At 70.4% G+C, this 15,216-nt stretch carries 11 protein-coding genes; 6 read left to right on the forward strand and 5 right to left on the reverse strand.

Annotated features, from left to right (window positions below; translation table 11 throughout):
- Nucleotides 1-87: 87 nt before the first annotated feature.
- The 4 genes from ACZ3IC_RS30395 to ACZ3IC_RS30410 all read right to left on the reverse strand — a co-directional run bounded on the left by ACZ3IC_RS30395 (nt 88) and on the right by ACZ3IC_RS30410 (nt 7,621).
- Entirely contained in the window at nt 88-1,614 is a 1,527-nt protein-coding gene (locus ACZ3IC_RS30395; protein WP_467421410.1) for a hypothetical protein, read from the reverse strand.
- An 83-nt stretch (nt 1,615-1,697) separates the two neighbouring features.
- Nucleotides 1,698-5,363, reverse strand: coding sequence for a hydantoinase B/oxoprolinase family protein (locus tag ACZ3IC_RS30400; protein WP_467421413.1), 3,666 nt, complete (start codon nt 5,361-5,363; stop codon nt 1,698-1,700).
- A gap of 227 nt (nt 5,364-5,590) precedes the next feature.
- On the reverse strand, nt 5,591-7,009 hold the full coding sequence (locus ACZ3IC_RS30405) for a HEAT repeat domain-containing protein (RefSeq protein WP_467421416.1): 1,419 nt from the start codon (nt 7,007-7,009) through the stop codon (nt 5,591-5,593).
- Between the two features lie 219 nt (nt 7,010-7,228).
- The gene (locus ACZ3IC_RS30410; protein WP_467421418.1) at nt 7,229-7,621 is read right to left on the reverse strand and encodes an ankyrin repeat domain-containing protein; all 393 of its coding nucleotides are present in this window, start codon (nt 7,619-7,621) and stop codon (nt 7,229-7,231) included.
- A gap of 315 nt (nt 7,622-7,936) precedes the next feature.
- Between ACZ3IC_RS30410 and ACZ3IC_RS30415 the strand changes: the two genes are divergently transcribed.
- The gene (locus tag ACZ3IC_RS30415) at nt 7,937-8,131 is read left to right on the forward strand and encodes a hypothetical protein (RefSeq protein WP_467421420.1); all 195 of its coding nucleotides are present in this window, start codon (nt 7,937-7,939) and stop codon (nt 8,129-8,131) included.
- Between the two features lie 38 nt (nt 8,132-8,169).
- Nucleotides 8,170-9,816 carry a hypothetical protein gene (locus ACZ3IC_RS30420; RefSeq protein ID WP_467421421.1) on the forward strand — a complete coding sequence of 549 codons (1,647 nt, stop codon included), beginning with the start codon at nt 8,170-8,172 and terminating at the stop codon, nt 9,814-9,816.
- Between the two features lie 68 nt (nt 9,817-9,884).
- Here the strand turns inward: ACZ3IC_RS30420 and ACZ3IC_RS30425 are convergent, their stop codons facing one another.
- Nucleotides 9,885-11,384: an SCO1417 family PLP biosynthesis transcription factor gene (locus ACZ3IC_RS30425; RefSeq protein WP_467421423.1), complete on the reverse strand. Its 1,500-nt coding sequence runs from the start codon at nt 11,382-11,384 to the stop codon at nt 9,885-9,887.
- A gap of 102 nt (nt 11,385-11,486) precedes the next feature.
- Here ACZ3IC_RS30425 and yczE point away from each other — a divergent pair, with 102 nt between their 5' ends.
- From yczE to ACZ3IC_RS30445, 4 genes are all read left to right on the forward strand, one after another.
- Nucleotides 11,487-12,245, forward strand: a complete 759-nt coding sequence (yczE, locus tag ACZ3IC_RS30430; RefSeq protein WP_467421425.1) for a membrane protein YczE — start codon at nt 11,487-11,489, stop codon at nt 12,243-12,245.
- Nucleotides 12,242-13,006 carry a glycerophosphodiester phosphodiesterase gene (locus tag ACZ3IC_RS30435; RefSeq protein ID WP_467421427.1) on the forward strand — a complete coding sequence of 255 codons (765 nt, stop codon included), beginning with the start codon at nt 12,242-12,244 and terminating at the stop codon, nt 13,004-13,006. Before yczE ends, ACZ3IC_RS30435 begins: the two co-directional genes overlap by 4 nt.
- A 47-nt stretch (nt 13,007-13,053) precedes the next feature.
- Entirely contained in the window at nt 13,054-14,427 is a 1,374-nt protein-coding gene (locus ACZ3IC_RS30440; protein ID WP_467421430.1) for an MFS transporter, read from the forward strand.
- A gap of 265 nt (nt 14,428-14,692) precedes the next feature.
- Nucleotides 14,693-15,067 (forward strand): RNA polymerase-binding protein RbpA, encoded by a 375-nt coding sequence (locus tag ACZ3IC_RS30445; protein WP_007262928.1) that lies wholly within the window; start codon nt 14,693-14,695, stop codon nt 15,065-15,067.
- Nucleotides 15,068-15,216: the final 149 nt, after the last annotated feature.

Consider the following 15,216-nt stretch of genomic DNA (forward strand, 5'->3'; position numbering starts at 1 on the left):
CGACTGGGGTGCCGGGTGGCCGACGATGCCCATGGCCGGGGTGCGCCGGGCGGATCGGCATTCCGTGTGCCTCACATGGCGCGCCGCTCATGACGCCTCCGAGCGGTCCGCGGCCATTGCGGCCGCGTCCAGCAGGGCCGTACCCACTATCAGATCCGCACCGCCGAACTCCAGGTCGTCGAGCTGTGTCCCGTCGTCGACGGAGAACAACAGGCGCTGCTCGCCCTGCCGGTAGGCGGTGCCGACCGGCGGGCTCGCGGCGTGCACCGCGAGCAGGGCGACCAGATAGGGCAGTTCGGGATCGCGGCGCCGGGCCTCCGCGAGGAGTCCGGAGAGTCGGCGCGGGGCGTCGTGCTCCAGGTCGAGGAGTTCCATGGCGCTCGCTAGCTGCTCCTCGCTGAACCTGCTGTCGTCCGGCGTGGCGATCAGATCGGGTTCGGGCATTTCGGCGCCCAGGTGCTCCCGCTCCAGGGGCGGCGTGAGCAGCATGTCGACGAGATCGCCCACCCGTACCGAGGTGGGGGTGCGCATCCCGGTGCCATGGGTGAAGAACACATCCGTGACGCGGATGGCCTGCTCGACGGGGAGCGGCAGCAGCGGGGCGACCAGCTGACCGTACAGATCGAGGCCCGTACGGGCCGTGGGGGTGGCGAACGCCTGCCGGTCCTGTTCGGCGCGGAACAGCGGTCCGGCTTCCAGCAGGCGGGACTGCAGCTGGGTGTGGCGGCGGATGCAGTCCTTGACGATGTCGACGAGTTCGGCGGCGCGCCGCTTGTGCTCGGGCTCCTCGGCTTCGTCGCGCGCCCTGCGGATGTTGGTGAGGATCGCGTTCTCGTGGCGGTAGCGGTCGGCGACGTGGTCGAGCGCTTCGGCGATCATGTCGGGCACGGCGTTGAGCCAGTCGACGGCCCGGACGTTGCGCCGGGTGGCCTCCAGCGTCTTACGGAGGGTCTCCGCGTACTGAACGGTCCGGTACCGGGCCTGCTCGGCGGCGAGCTGTGCGTCCGCGAGGCGGCCCCGGCTGATGAGGACCTCCAGCTTCACCTCGGCGGCGATCTGGGCGCTGGTGACGTCCGTGTCGAGGGCGCCGACCAGGACGTTGACCGCTTCGTCGGTGGCCCGGAGATAGACGGTGCCGCCGTATCCCGGGACCTCTTCAATCAGTTTGAAGTCGTAATCGCGACGGACATACACCCCATCGGGTCCGAAAGTGCCGTACACCGCACGGAATCCGCGGTCGACGCTACCGACGTTGATCAGATTCTCCAGCACCCAGCGGGCGACCCGCTCGTGCTCGGCGGCCGGGCGGTGCGGGGCCTGGGCTGCGACGCGGGGAAGAAGCCTGGTCACTATCTGGTCGTGGTCGGCACCCGTGTCGAAGTCCATGTTGAGGGTGACGAGGTCGATCGCCGCGAGTGCGACTTCGGCCATCGCGTAGACGGTGTACTCACCGGCCAGATTCGCCTTGCGCACATCGAGATCGTGCAGCGGCGCCGTGCAGGCGAGCGCGCGCAGCCGCCGCGAGAGCCCCTCGTCGGCGGCGGGGCCCGGGGCGGGCCGCGGCGCCGCGCTGAGCTGGGGCGCAGCGTTGTCCGTGTAGGCAGGCGAAGTCACGTTGCACAGATTAGGTCCTCACCCTGACAACGGTCGAAACGGCGCAGAAGCAACCCCTTTCCCGGATCCGCCCGGCGAGGACTTCACAGTGGTTCGCCGGTGCGTTCCGCACGGCCGTCACGGCCGTCACAGTCAGGATCCGGGGCTCCGTAGCCCCCGCCGCCCGGTGTGCGGAGCACCAGTACGTCGCCTCGCTCCAGGTCGGCCGTGTCGCAGCCTCGCAGCGGTGTGACCGTCCGGCCGTCGGCGCGCTCGATGTGCTGGTCGCCCAGGGCGCCGGGTTCTCCGCCCGCCATGCCGTAAGGACGGACCCTGCGGTGGCCGGAGAGCAGTGCCACGGTGACGGGTTCGAGGAAGCGGATTCGGCGCTCCACTCCACAGCCGCCGTGCCAACGCCCCATACCCCCGCTGCCGTCCCGCACCCGGAAGCTCTCCAGCAGCACGGGGTAGCGCCATTCGAGGACTTCGGGGTCGGTGAGCCGGGAGTTGGTCATATGGGTCTGTACGGCGTCGGCGCCGTCGAAGCCGTCGCCGGCGCCCGAGCCGCTCGCCACGGTCTCGTAGTACTGGACCCGTTCGTTGCCGAAGGTGAGGTTGTTCATGGTGCCCGAGCCCTCGGCCTGGATGCCGAGCGCCGCGTACAGGGCGCCGGTGACGGCCTGGGACGTTTCCACGTTTCCCGCGACGGTGGCCGCCGGAGGGACGGGGGCCAGCATGGAGCCCTCCGGAATTCTGACCTCCAGGGGCTTGAGGCAGCCGCTGTTGAGCGGGATGTCGTCGGCGACCAGGGTCCGGAAGACGTACAGCACAGCCGCCATGACCACGGATTTCGGCGCGTTGAAGTTCCCCGGCTGCTGCGGTGAGGTGCCGCTGAAGTCGACGACCGCGCTGCGGGCGGCCCGGTCCATGGTGAGGGCGACCTCGATGACCGCGCCGTTGTCGGTCTCGTAGCGGTAGGCGCCGTCGTGCAGTTCGGCGATGATCCGGCGGACGGACTCCTCGGCGTTGTCCTGTACGTGTCCCATGTACGCGGCGACGACATCGGGCCCGAACTGCTCCACCATGTGCCGGAGTTCGGCGATGCCTTTCTCATTGGCGGCGATCTGGGCGCGCAGATCGGCGAGGTTGGTGTCCGGGTCACGGGAGGGGTACGCGGCGGCGGTGAGCAGTTCGCGTGTCCCGGCCTCGCGGAGCCTGCCGTCCCGTACCAGCAGCCAGTTGTCGAACAGCACTCCTTCCTCGTGGATGGTGCGGCTGAAGGCGGGCATGGAACCGGGGGTGATGCCGCCGATCTCGGCGTGGTGTCCACGTGAGGCCACGAGGAAGCGCAGCTGCGGCCCTTGGTCACCGGTCTCTTCGAACACGGGCGTCACCACGGTCACATCGGGCAGATGGGTGCCGCCGTGGTACGGATCGTTGATGGCGTACACATCGCCGGGACGCATCGCGCCGCTGTTGCGCCGCAGCACCTCCTTGATGGACTCCCCCATCGAGCCGAGGTGGACGGGGATGTGCGGGGCATTGGCGATCAGATTGCCGTCCGCGTCGAACAGGGCGCAGGAGAAGTCGAGCCGCTCCTTGATGTTGACGGAGTGGGCGGTGTTCTCCAGGCGCACGCCCATCTGTTCGGCGATCGACATGAAGAGGTTGTTGAAGACCTCCAGCATGACGGGGTCGACCCGCGTGCCGACGGCCGTCCGGTCCGGGCGCGGGCGGACCCGGGTGAGCAACAGATGGCCGGTGTCGGCGAGAGCGGCCTGCCAGCCGGGGTCGACGACGGTGGTGGCATCCGCCTCGGCGATCACGGCAGGGCCGGTCACGGTGTCCGCGGGGTGCAGCTCCTCGCGCCGGTGGAGCGGGGTGTCCTGCCATCGCCCGTCGGCGAACATCCTTACGGTGTCGTGTGGTTGAGGGTGTGTTCTCTCGCGGGGAGTGCGGTCGGCCGGGCGCGGTTCGTGCCGGCCCGCCGACCCGATCGCCTCGACCGACACCGCCTCGACGACCAGGGGTTTGTCCATGGTGAACGCATAGCGTGCGCGGTGCTCGGTGGTGAAGGCCTCGGCCATGGCGGGGGCACTGTCCAGGTCGACGGGCAGGCTCGAATCCGTACCGGCGTAGCGCAGAAGCACGCGGGCGTGCGTGCTGATCGCGCTGTCGGGGATGGCGTCGGCGCGCAGTTCGGCGCGGGTACGGGCCGCGAGTTCGTCGCAGAGTTCGCCCACCGTGGTCCGCGTCGCCTCGTTCAGTACCGCTTCGACGGACTGTTCGCGCATCGCGGTGGCGTCGGCGAGACCGATGCCGTACGCGGACAGCACACCGGCCAGGGGCGGTACGAGGACCGTGTCGATGCCCAGGGCGTCGGCGACGGCGCAGACGTGCTGCCCTCCGGCGCCACCGAAACCGGTCAGGGCGTAGCGGGTGATGTCGTGTCCGCGCTGTACGGAGATCTTCTTGACCGCGTTCGCCATGTTGAGCACGGCGATCTCCAGGAACCCGGCGGCGACCTCGGCGGCCGTGCGGCGCGTTCCGGTGGCGTGCGCCACCTCGTCGGCAAGCGCGTCGAAGCGTTCTCCGACGAGGTCCGCGTCGAGCGGAAGGTCGCCGTCCGGTCCGAAGACGGCCGGGAAGTGCGCGGGCTGGACCCGGCCGAGCATCACATTGGCGTCGGTGACGGTCAGCGGCCCGCCGCGGCGGTAGCAGGCCGGGCCGGGGATCGCGCCCGCCGAGTCGGGGCCGACGCGGTAGCGGTGGCCGTCGAAGTGCAGGACGGAGCCGCCGCCGGCCGCGACGGTGTGGATGTTCATCATGGGCGCGCGCATCCGCACACCGGCCACCTGGGTGCCGAGCTCGCGCTCGAACTCGCCCGCGTAGTGCGACACATCGGTGGATGTGCCGCCCATGTCGAAGCCGATGACCCGGTCGAATCCGGCCTGTCCGGAGGTTCGGGCCATGCCGACGACACCACCGGCGGGGCCGGAGAGCACCGCGTCCTTGCCCCGGAAGTGCGAGGCCTCGCGCAGCCCGCCGTTGGACTGCATGAACATCAGCCGGATGCCGCCGAGTTCACCGGCGACCTCGTCGACGTACCGGCGCAGGATCGGTGAGAGATAGGCGTCGACGACGGTGGTGTCGCCGCGTGGGACGAGCTTGATCAGCGGGCTCACCTCGTGCGAACAGCTGACCTGGGTGAAGCCTGCCTCGCGGGCTGCGGCGGCCACCACGCTCTCGTGTCCGGGGTGGCGGTAGCCGTGCATCAGGACGATCGCCGCACTGCGCAGGCCGTCGGCCCGGGCGGCCCTCAGTCGCTCGGCCACCGCTTCGCGGTCGAGTGGTGTCACGACCCGGCCCCGGGCGTCGATCCGCTCGTGGACCTCGATCACCCGCTCGTACACGGCCTCGGGCAGCAGGATGTGGCGGTCGAAGAGCCTCGGCCTGTTCTGGTACGCGATGCGCAGCGCGTCCCGGAAGCCTTCCGTGATGACCAGGACGGTCGGCTCCCCGCGCCGCTCCAGGAGGGCATTGGTGGCGACCGTCGTGCCGATCTTCACCGTGCCGACCCGGTCGGCGGGGATCGGGACGGTGCGGCCGAGACCCAGCAGCCCCCGGATGCCGGCCACGGCGGCGTCGCGGTAGCGGTCCGGGTCGTGGGAGAGCAACTTGCGGGTGACCAGCTTCCCGTCGGGATCCCGGCCCACGACATCGGTGAACGTCCCGCCACGGTCGATCCAGAACTCCCAGCGTCCGGTCATCCCTCCATACTGACCCGCGGCTACGGACAACGGGCCGGACGGCACGGCCCTCTTCCCGGCGGGCGGTGCGGTGGGGTGCGTAGACGGCTCACCGGTCGGAGTTCGGCGCGGCGGGCGGTGAGGGCGGCCGTCGGCCGGCGGCTCGGAGGTGCCGCGCCGTGCGACGGTTCGCGCCGCCCGCCCGTTCGCGCCGCGCGCCCCCCGACGCGCCACTGTGTGTACTCCGGTCAGACCGCGGGGGTGTCGGGCCCGATCCTGCTGCGTACCGCTGTCTGCACCTCGGCCTCCTCGGCCGGGTCCGCGGCGAGTCGGCGCAGCCGCTCGGCGACCCTGATGTCGCCGGTCTCCGCGTGGAGTGCGGCGACCTCACGGGTGGTCTCCTCGCAGTCCCACAGGCATTCGACGGCGAATCCGGTGGCGAAGGAGGGGTCGGTCGCGGCCAGTGCGCGAGCCGCTCGGCCGCGCAGGTGCGAGGACGACGTCTCCCGGTAGACATGGCGCAGTACGGGGGCCGCGCAGGCGATGCCCAGCCGGCCCGAGCCGTCCACGAGGGTCCACAGGCGTGGTGCGTCCGGTCCTTCGCCCCGTACGGCCTCGCGGAGCGCGCCGAGGACCAGTGGGGCGTCCTGGGCGCCGCCGCGGCAGGCGAGCACACCGGCCGCGGCGGCGCCGAGCGCGTCGGGCCGTCGGGCCCAGCTCCTGGCGCGGTCCACCGCGGCGTCGCCGCACATCCGCTCGAAGGCGGCGACGGCCGCGTCGGCAACGGCGCTCGAAGCGCCGACCGCGGCGATCTCGATCAGTTCGAGCACGGCCGGATCCCTGGCCTCGGCCAGATAGTGAAGGGCGGCGCAACGCGCGCCTGCCGGGCCGCTGCGGGCGGCCTCGATGATCGTGGACCGGTCCTCGGGGCCGGCAACGGCGGTGAGGCAGCGGGCGGCCGGCACATGGAGGGCGCTGCCGCGTTCGAGTCCCTGCTGGGCCCAGTCGAAGACGGCCTGGACGCTCCAGCCGGGGCGGGGGCCGCCCGGCCGCATCTGTCGCTGCCACCGGTCGAAGGAGCCCTGTTCCGAGGCGGCCCTGACCCTGGCGCCGACCGCTTCGCGCGGGTCGTCGGCCCAGAGCCGCCAGGGGCGGGGTTCGAAGGCGTCCCGTACGGCGGCGGCCAACTGGGCGGCGCCCTCCTCGGTGGCCGGGAACCGACCGAGCACGGGTACGGCGAGGGCGCGGAGCCCCGCGTCGTCGTCTCGCAGGGCGAGCTCGTCCAGGGCCCAGGCCCAGTTGGCTCCGGTCGCGGCGTACCGCCGCAGCAGGGCCAAAGCATCGTCCCGTCCGTACGAGGCGAGGTGGCCGAGTACGGCGAGGGCCAGCCCGGTACGCGAGTCGTCGGTGTGGACGTGGTCATCGGGATCGCACAGGTGGCGCTCGATCTCTTCGATACCGCCGTCGAGGTCGAGATACAGGCGTGCGTAGTAGAGCGAGCGGTTCTCCACCTGCCAGTCGTGACGCGGATCGCTCAGGACGCAGTGGTTGAGAGCCGCCAGGGCCTCGGGGCGTGGTGCGGCGAGCGCGTGGAGCGTGCCGTCGCCACGGCCCCTCTGCAGCAGGCCGAGCAGGGTGCCGCTCGGCGCTATGAACGGATCAAACATGAAAAAAGCCTCACATCAAGCTGTCGACGCAACCGGGACTGTGCAGTTCCAAGTGCCGGGTGGGGCACTACGCCGCGCAGCAACATGATCGGCCGACCGCCGTCTTCCGCTTGGTGTAGACCATCTTCCTCTGCCTCTCGTCGGTGGCCCGAACCGGGCCCGCGACGTCATGATGACCCAGCCATTTCGCCACCGCGACCACATTTACGGCGTACCCGGTCAGCGGGAGCCGAAGAGTTCCAGCAGGTCGGCCTTGCCGAACATGCGTGCAGTGTCCAGTGCGGAGGGGGTTCCGGCCGCCGGGTCGGCCCCTGCGGCGAGCAGCGCCTCGATCACCGCGTCCTCGCTCTTGAAGACGGCTCCGGCGAGCGGTGTCTGTCCGCGGTCGTTGGCCCGGTCCGGGTCGGCGCCACGGCCGACGAGGGCGGTGACCGCGGCGGCATGCCCGTGATAGGCAGCGAGCATCAGCAGCGAATCGCCCCGGTCATTGGTGAGGTTCACGGGAACACCCGCATCGACATACGCGGCGAGCGTTTCGGTCTCACCGCGGCGGGCCAGGTCGAAGACCTTCGTCGCCAGCTCGACCACCTCGGGATCGGGGTTCTCGCTCATCGGACGGACCGCCTTCCATTAACCGATTTCACCGCTGTTGACCTGCTGGGGCGTACGCCGTAGAGGCCGCACGAGTGAACCGACAGGGTACTGCTCGACCACGCCCATGACCCGGCCCGCCCGCGACAAGAGATCGCGCCCCGTGGCGGCGGAACAGCGTGCCACATCGAATGGTTCGTCCCGTCGACGCTCACCCATGGGCCAACCGAGTGAAAATAAAGACTTTTCACCCAAATACAGCTTTTATCGTATAGATACTTCCGGTGAACCTGGAAGGACTCATGGTGACTGTCCCCCCAATCAGGAGAACCTCTCATGATCCTGTCCATGTCAGGCGTAGTCATCCTCGGCATCATCGTCTTCCTGTTCTTCAGGAAGGACGGCCTCAAGGCATCGCACGCCCTCGTCACTGCCATGTTCGGCTTCTATCTGGCAGGCACAGCCATCGCACCGAGCATCACCGCGGGCGGCGCGAGTCTCGCCAGCCTTTTGCAGGGGATCAAATTCTGACTCTCCGCGACCGCTCCCACCCCTTACAGGAGACCGACGTGGCCCGGCGACCACTCCCCCGCATTCTGAGCAGCGGCAGCGCATCGATCACTCGCAGTCGCGAGTTCGCGCGCACGGCCGCCGACAACGCCACCGACGTCCTTTATCCGCTGATCACGATCACTCGTGGTCTACGACTGCTGGCCGGAGCCGGACGGCAGAAGTGGGCCGCGACGCCCAAGGACAAGCGTGGTCCGACGCTGTCCCTCGTCGCGGCCTGCCTACTCGTGGTCGCGCTGATCCCGTACGGGTCCATGCTCGCCCTGGTCACGGTAATGGGCGCCGCCGCATGGAAGGGACGGGGGCGGACCCCCGTGAAGACCGGTCCCGACAAGGCGGAGACAGGACGGCTGCCTTCCCTGTACGGGGCGCTCGTGCCGTACTTCTCCGTGGCCGACGACCCCAGCCCGTTGTTCGCCCACGGCGGCGACTGGAAGAAGGTCTTCGACGGTTACGAGTTCGACGGCGACGGGCGCCTGACGCGTCTCCAGGTGACGTACCCCGCCTACTTCACCGACAGCGAGGCCGCCTCCCGCACCCGGATCGAGCAGCTGCTGCACGCCAAGTCCGGCCGCGGCCGCGAGTACCACTTCGCCTGGGACGAGGAGGGCAACCGGCTCGTCATGAGCGTGCTCGACGCCTTGCCCACCTCGATCGGGGCCCAGCGCTTCGTCACCGCACCGGGCGAGACCGTGCTGGGCTTCACCGACGGCGACGCGGTGCAGCGCACCGTTCCCGTGCACGACGGCGACGCGACCCGTGACGCACCTCCGGTCGTCTGGCGGACCGGTGCCCGCTCCACCGAGCCGCATCTGCTGGCCGTCGGCCAGCCCGGAAGCGGCACCACCACGCTGATGCGCTCCATCGCCCTCCAGGCGCTCCAGCACGGCGACATCCTGATCATCGAAGGCAGCGGAACCGGCGAGTACGCCTGCCTGACCGGTCGCGACGGCGTACTGGCCGTGGAGTGCGGCCTGGCAGGCGCGCTGGCGAGCCTGGAGTGGGCGGCCCACGAGACGGAGCGGCGGCTGATCGCCGCGAACCGGGCCCGACAGTCCGGCCACCCCGCCCCCGACGACATCAAACGCCCGCTCTGGATCCTGCTGGACCGGCCCAGCGTCCTCGGTCACCTGGCGGCCGCCGACGGCAGGCCCGATCCTCAGGAACTGCTCCAAGTGCCGTTGCGGCACGGCAGGGCGGCCAACGTCACCGTGGTCATGACCGATCAGTTCGACAGCCTGGACACCCTCGGCGAGACCGTACGCACCCACACCAGGGCCCGGGTCGTACTCGGCGACTGTTCCCGCGAGCAGGTCGAGTCGGTGCTCGGCACGGAACCGCACACCACCCCGACACCCGACGTCCCGCCCGGCCGGGGGTACGCGCGACTAGGCGCCGGTCCCGTGCTGCGGCTCCAGGTCCCGGCCACACCCGACCCGTACGACGAGGCGACCAGCGAGACACAGCGGCAGGCGGTCCTCGGTCTGCTCCCCGGACGGCAGGAGCCGGTCGAGGCGGCTGTGCCCATCGAGACGGGCGTGCCCGTGGACGCGACCGTGCCGATCGAGGCGAGCGTCCCGGACCCGGCGATGCCGCACACTCCGACCGCGGCCGTGGCCATGGAGGGCATGAAGGTCGCTGACTGAACGGAACGCACAGGACAGCGCGGGGTTGACTGATCAGCCGATCCGTCAACCCCGCGCCGCAGTGTCGGTCAGGCGACGAACGTCCGCGGCGCCTCCACCCCCGCGCCCGCCCCCGAAGCCACCAGCCGCGCCGCCGCCGCGAGTCGCACCGCCGCCTCGTCCGCGACCGGCCCCGCAACGGTGAACGGCAGCCGTACGTACCCCTCGAAGGCACCGTCGACACCGAACCGGGGGCCGGAGGGAACGCGTACACCGACCCGCTCCCCCGCCACCGCGAGCCGCGAGCCGGAGAGGCCGCCGGTACGCACCCAGAGCGTCAGACCACCGCGCGGAACCGAGAACTCCCAGTCCGGCAACTCCCGGCGCACCGCGGCGACGAGCGAGTCCCGGTTCTCCCGCGCCTGTTCGCGCCGGACCTGCACGGCCTGCTCCCAGCCACCGGTACGCATCAGCCAGTTGACCGCGAGCTGTTCCAGGACGGGCGTCCCCATGTCGGCGTAGGCGCGGGCGGCCACCAGGCTGCGGATCACATCCGGGGCGGCGCGCACCCAGCCGATCCGCATACCGGCCCAGAAGGCCTTGCTCGCCGATCCGACGGTGAGGACGGTGGAGCCCGCCGGATCGAAGGCGCAGACCCGGCGCGGCATCTGCACATCGGCGTCGAGATACAGCTCGTTCATGGTCTCGTCGACGACCAGGACCGTGCCGGCGGAGCGGGCCGCGTCCACCAGCTCGCGCCGCCGGTCCTCGTCGGCCAGTGCTCCGGTGGGGTTATGGAAGTCTGCGACGACATAGGCGAGCCGCGGCGCCGCGTCCCGCAGCACCTGTCGCCAGCGGTTCATGTCCCAGCCGCCGAGCCCCTCCTCCATCGCCACCGGCACCAGCCGGGCGCCCGCCTCCCGCATCAGCTGCAGGATGTTGGCGTAGCTCGGGGACTCCACCGCGATGCGCTCTCCGCGGCCCGCGAAGAGATGGCAGATCGCGTCGATCGCGCCCATCGCCCCGGTGGTGACCATGATCTGTTCGGGCATGGTCGAGATGCCGCGCTCGGTGTAGCGGTCGGCGATCATCTGCCGCAGTGCGGGCAGTCCGGCCGGGTAGTCGCCATGGGTGTGGGCGTACGGCGCCAGTTCCTCCAGGGCGCCCTGGACCGCCCGGGTCAGCCACGGTTCGGGGGCGGGCAGCGACGCGCAGCCGAGGTCGATCATCGAACCGAGCGACTCCGGAGGAAGCGGTTCCAGACCGCGGGCGGGCAGCGGATTGCCCGCGGGGACGGCGGTCCAGCTGCCGGCTCCGCGGCGGGACTCCAGGAACCCCTCGGTCCGCAGCGCCTCGTACGCGGCGGCGACGGTGGTACGGCTGACGGACAGGGCGAGCGCCAGTTCGCGCTCTGCGGGGAGCCGCGCGGCCACAGGCACCCGGCCTTCGAGGACGAGCAGCCGGACCCCGTCGGCCAGCGCGCGGTAGGCGGGTGGCCTGCGGGCGCCCCGTCCGGCGGGCCTGGGCTGTTGGGCATGGAGCTGCCTGGCGAGCTGCGCCGCTCCGACTACCGAAGTCCACTGGGCCATGGAAATCAGTCCACCTTCCTCGGATTGGCCATAGTTGGCAGCCAATCCCCTGCCACAGAGTGACATGCGGCAGTCCACCACCACCACTCCAGGGGGCACTTCTTGTCCATCACCTCCGTCCCTCGCTGGACACACCTCACCCGACGACTGATTCAGCTGTACGCCGGTCTCGCGCTGTACGGGGCGAGCTCGGCGCTCCTGGTCCGCGCCGGACTCGGCCTCGAACCCTGGGGGGTGCTGCATCAGGGGCTCGCCGAGCGCACCGGGCTGTCCATCGGGGTCGTCTCGATCATTGTGGGCGCCGCCGTTCTGCTGCTGTGGATACCGATCAGGCAGCGTCCCGGTCTCGGTACCGTCTCCAATGTCTTCGCCATCGGCATCGCCATGGACGCCACACTGGCCCTCGTACCCGACGTGCACGGCCTCGCCGCACAGATGGCCGTGATGGTCGCCGGTGTCGTGGTCAACGGTGTCGCGACGGGGCTGTACATCGCGGCGCGGTTCGGCCCGGGACCGCGCGACGGGCTCATGACCGGTCTGCATCTGCGCACCGGCCGCTCCATCCGGCTCGTCCGCACGCTGATCGAGGTGGCGGTCGTGGTGACAGGCTTCGCACTCGGCGGCTCCCTCGGCGCGGGCACGGTGCTGTACGCCCTGGCCATCGGCCCGCTCGCCCAGTTCTTCCTGCGCTTCTTCGCGATCGACGGAAAGCCGGCCGAAGAGGCTGCCGCCGCACCCGATGACGCGGCAGCCGCCGCGCCCGGCCGTGCGCATGGCGGCGCTGCCGTCGCGCCCGGGACGGACAACAACGACACCACCGTCACCGCCCGGACACCGGAGCAGGCCATACTGCCGCAGTGACCTCCGTACGCCACCCCTATCTGGACCATCCCGCGACGATCCCCTTCGCCCATCGAGGCGGCGCGGCGAACGGGATCGAGAACACGACGGCCGCGTTCCGGCGGGCCGCCGATGCCGGTTACCGCTACTTCGAGACCGATGTGCACACCACGGCGGACGGCCGTCTGGTCGCCTTTCACGACGCCACCCTGGACCGGGTGACGGATGCCCGGGGCCGGATAGCCGCGCTGCCCTGGAGCGAGGTGCGGCGGGCCAGGGTGGCGGGCCGGGAGCCGCTGCCGCTGTTCGAGGAGCTGCTGGAGGCGTTTCCCGAAGCCCGCTGGAACGTCGACATCAAGGCCGAGTCCGCACTGGTCCCGCTGGTCGATCTGATCCGCCGGGCGGATGCCTGGGACCGGGTGTGCGTCGGCTCGTTCTCGGAGAGCCGGGTCGCCAGGGCGCACCGTCTCGCAGGGCCCGGGCTCGCCACCTCCTACGGCGTCCGCGGCGTGCTGGGCCTGCGGCTCCGCTCGTACGGCATTCCGGCGGCGCTGCGGGCCGGCGCGGTGTGCGTGCAGGTGCCGGAGAGCCAGAACGGCGTCCGGGTGGTCGACCGGCGCTTCGTACGCGAGGCGCACGCACGAGGGCTCCAGGTGCACGTCTGGACGGTGAACGAACCCGAGCGTATGGCAGCGCTCCTCGATCTCGGTGTGGATGGCATCATGACCGATCACATCGAGACGCTGCGTACGGTGCTGAGCGAGCGGGGAGCCTGGGCCTGACGCCGGTCGTACGAGGTCTCCACGGGGAGAGACGAGGGGGGTACGGGTTGAGCGCCGAGACCGCAGACACCGCTGAGCCTACGGAACTCACGACGGGTTCCACCGACGCCGCGAGCCGCAGACGCGAACAGCACGGCTGGTATTTCTACGACTTCGCCTGCTCCGTCTACTCGACGAGTGTCCTGACAGTATTCCTCGGCCCCTACCTGACATCGGTCGCCAAAGCGGCCGCCGACGCCGACGGTTTCGTGCACCCGCTCGGCATACCGGTACGCGCCGGGTCGCTCTTCGCCTACGCCGTCTCCGTCTCGGTCGTGGTCGCGGTGATCGTGATGCCGATCGTGGGCGCTGTCGCGGACCGTACAGGGCGGAAGAAGCCCCTGCTCGCGGCCGCCGCCTATGTGGGGGCCTCCGCGACCACCGGCATGTTCTTCCTGGACGGTCACCGCTATCTGCTGGGCACGTTCCTGCTGATCGTGGCGAACGCCTCGGTCTCGGTGTCGATGGTGCTCTACAACGCCTATCTGCCGCAGATCGCCGAACCTGACGAGCGGGACGCGGTCTCCTCGCGCGGCTGGGCGTTCGGATACACCTCGGGTGCGCTCGTCCTCGTCCTGAATCTGGTCCTGTACACGGGCCATGACTCCTTCGGCCTCTCCGAGTCCGACGCGGTGCGGATCTGTCTCGCCTCGGCCGGCGTCTGGTGGGGTGCTTTCACCCTCGTACCGCTGCGACGGCTGCGCGACCGGCGGGTGGCGCCGGGCGGCGAGGGGGCGGTCGGTTCGGGGTGGCGGCAGCTGATGGCCACCCTGCGCGACATGCGCCGCCATCCTCTGACGCTCTCCTTCCTGCTGGCGTACCTCATCTACAACGACGGTGTGCAGACGGTGATCTCCCAGGCCTCGGTGTACGGGTCCGAGGAGCTGGGCCTCGACCAGACGACGCTGATCACGGCTGTGCTGCTGGTGCAGGTGCTGGCGGTGGCCGGAGCACTGGGGATGGGCCGACTGGCGCGGGTGTACGGCGCGAAGCGCACGATCCTCGGCTCGCTCGTCGTCTGGACGCTGATTCTCGTCGCCGGCTATTTCCTGCCCGCCGACGCGCCGGTCTTCTTCTATCTGCTGGCCTCGGCGATCGGTCTGGTGCTCGGCGGCAGCCAGGCGCTGTCGCGCTCGCTGTTCTCCCATCTGGTGCCGCGCGGCAAGGAGGCCGAATACTTCTCCGCGTACGAGATGAGCGACCGCGGGCTGAGCTGGCTCGGGCCACTGGTGTTCGGGCTCGCATATCAGCTGACCGGAAGCTATCGGGATGCGATCATCTCGTTGGCGATCTTCTTCGCGGTCGGTTCGGTACTGCTCGCAAGGGTGCCGGTGCGGCAGGCCGTGGCGGCTGCGGGCAATCCCGTTCCGAAACGGATTTAGACGTTGAAGTGAAAGGCCGGTAGTGTACGCCTTTGGCCTGCCCGGAGGACCGTTACTGCGAGCGGAAGAAGCCAAACCGTTGGGTGACAACTTCTACCAGATGTGACAAACCGGGCATCGGTGGGTACCTGAACCCTGAAAAAGCAGCGGCACGACGGGCGACGCATGACCGGCAACGGGAATCTTTACCGCCGACCGGGCGTTGACCGGATGACGACGACAGCGACACCTGTCCTGTGGGCGACAAGCCCGGGAGGCACGATTCATGAGTGAGCGAGCTCTCCGCGGCACGCGACTCGTGGTTACCAGCTACGAGACGGACCGCGGCATCGATCTGGCCCCGCGCCAGGCGGTGGAGTACGCATGCCAGAACGGACATCGATTTGAGATGCCGTTCTCGGTAGAGGCGGAAATTCCGCCGGAGTGGGAGTGCAAGGCGTGCGGCGCCATGGCACTCCTGGTGGACGGGGATGGCCCCGAGGAGAAGAAGGGCAAGCCTGCGCGTACGCACTGGGACATGCTCATGGAGCGGCGCACACGCGAGGAGCTGGAGGAGGTGCTGGCCGAGAGGCTGGCGGTTCTGCGCTCCGGAGCCATGAACATCGCCGTGCATCCGCGGGACAGCAGGAAGTCTGCCTGACCGCGCGACATCGCAATACGACAGAGCCGCGGGGGGGGGGGGCCCCCCCGGGGGGGGGGGGCCCCCCCGGGCGGGGGGGGGGGGGGGGGCGCGGGCCGCCGCCAAACCGCGGTGGCCCGGGGGGCCGGCGCGGGTGAAGGGGCCGGGGC

The organism is Streptomyces sp. NPDC002958 (assembly GCF_055563255.1).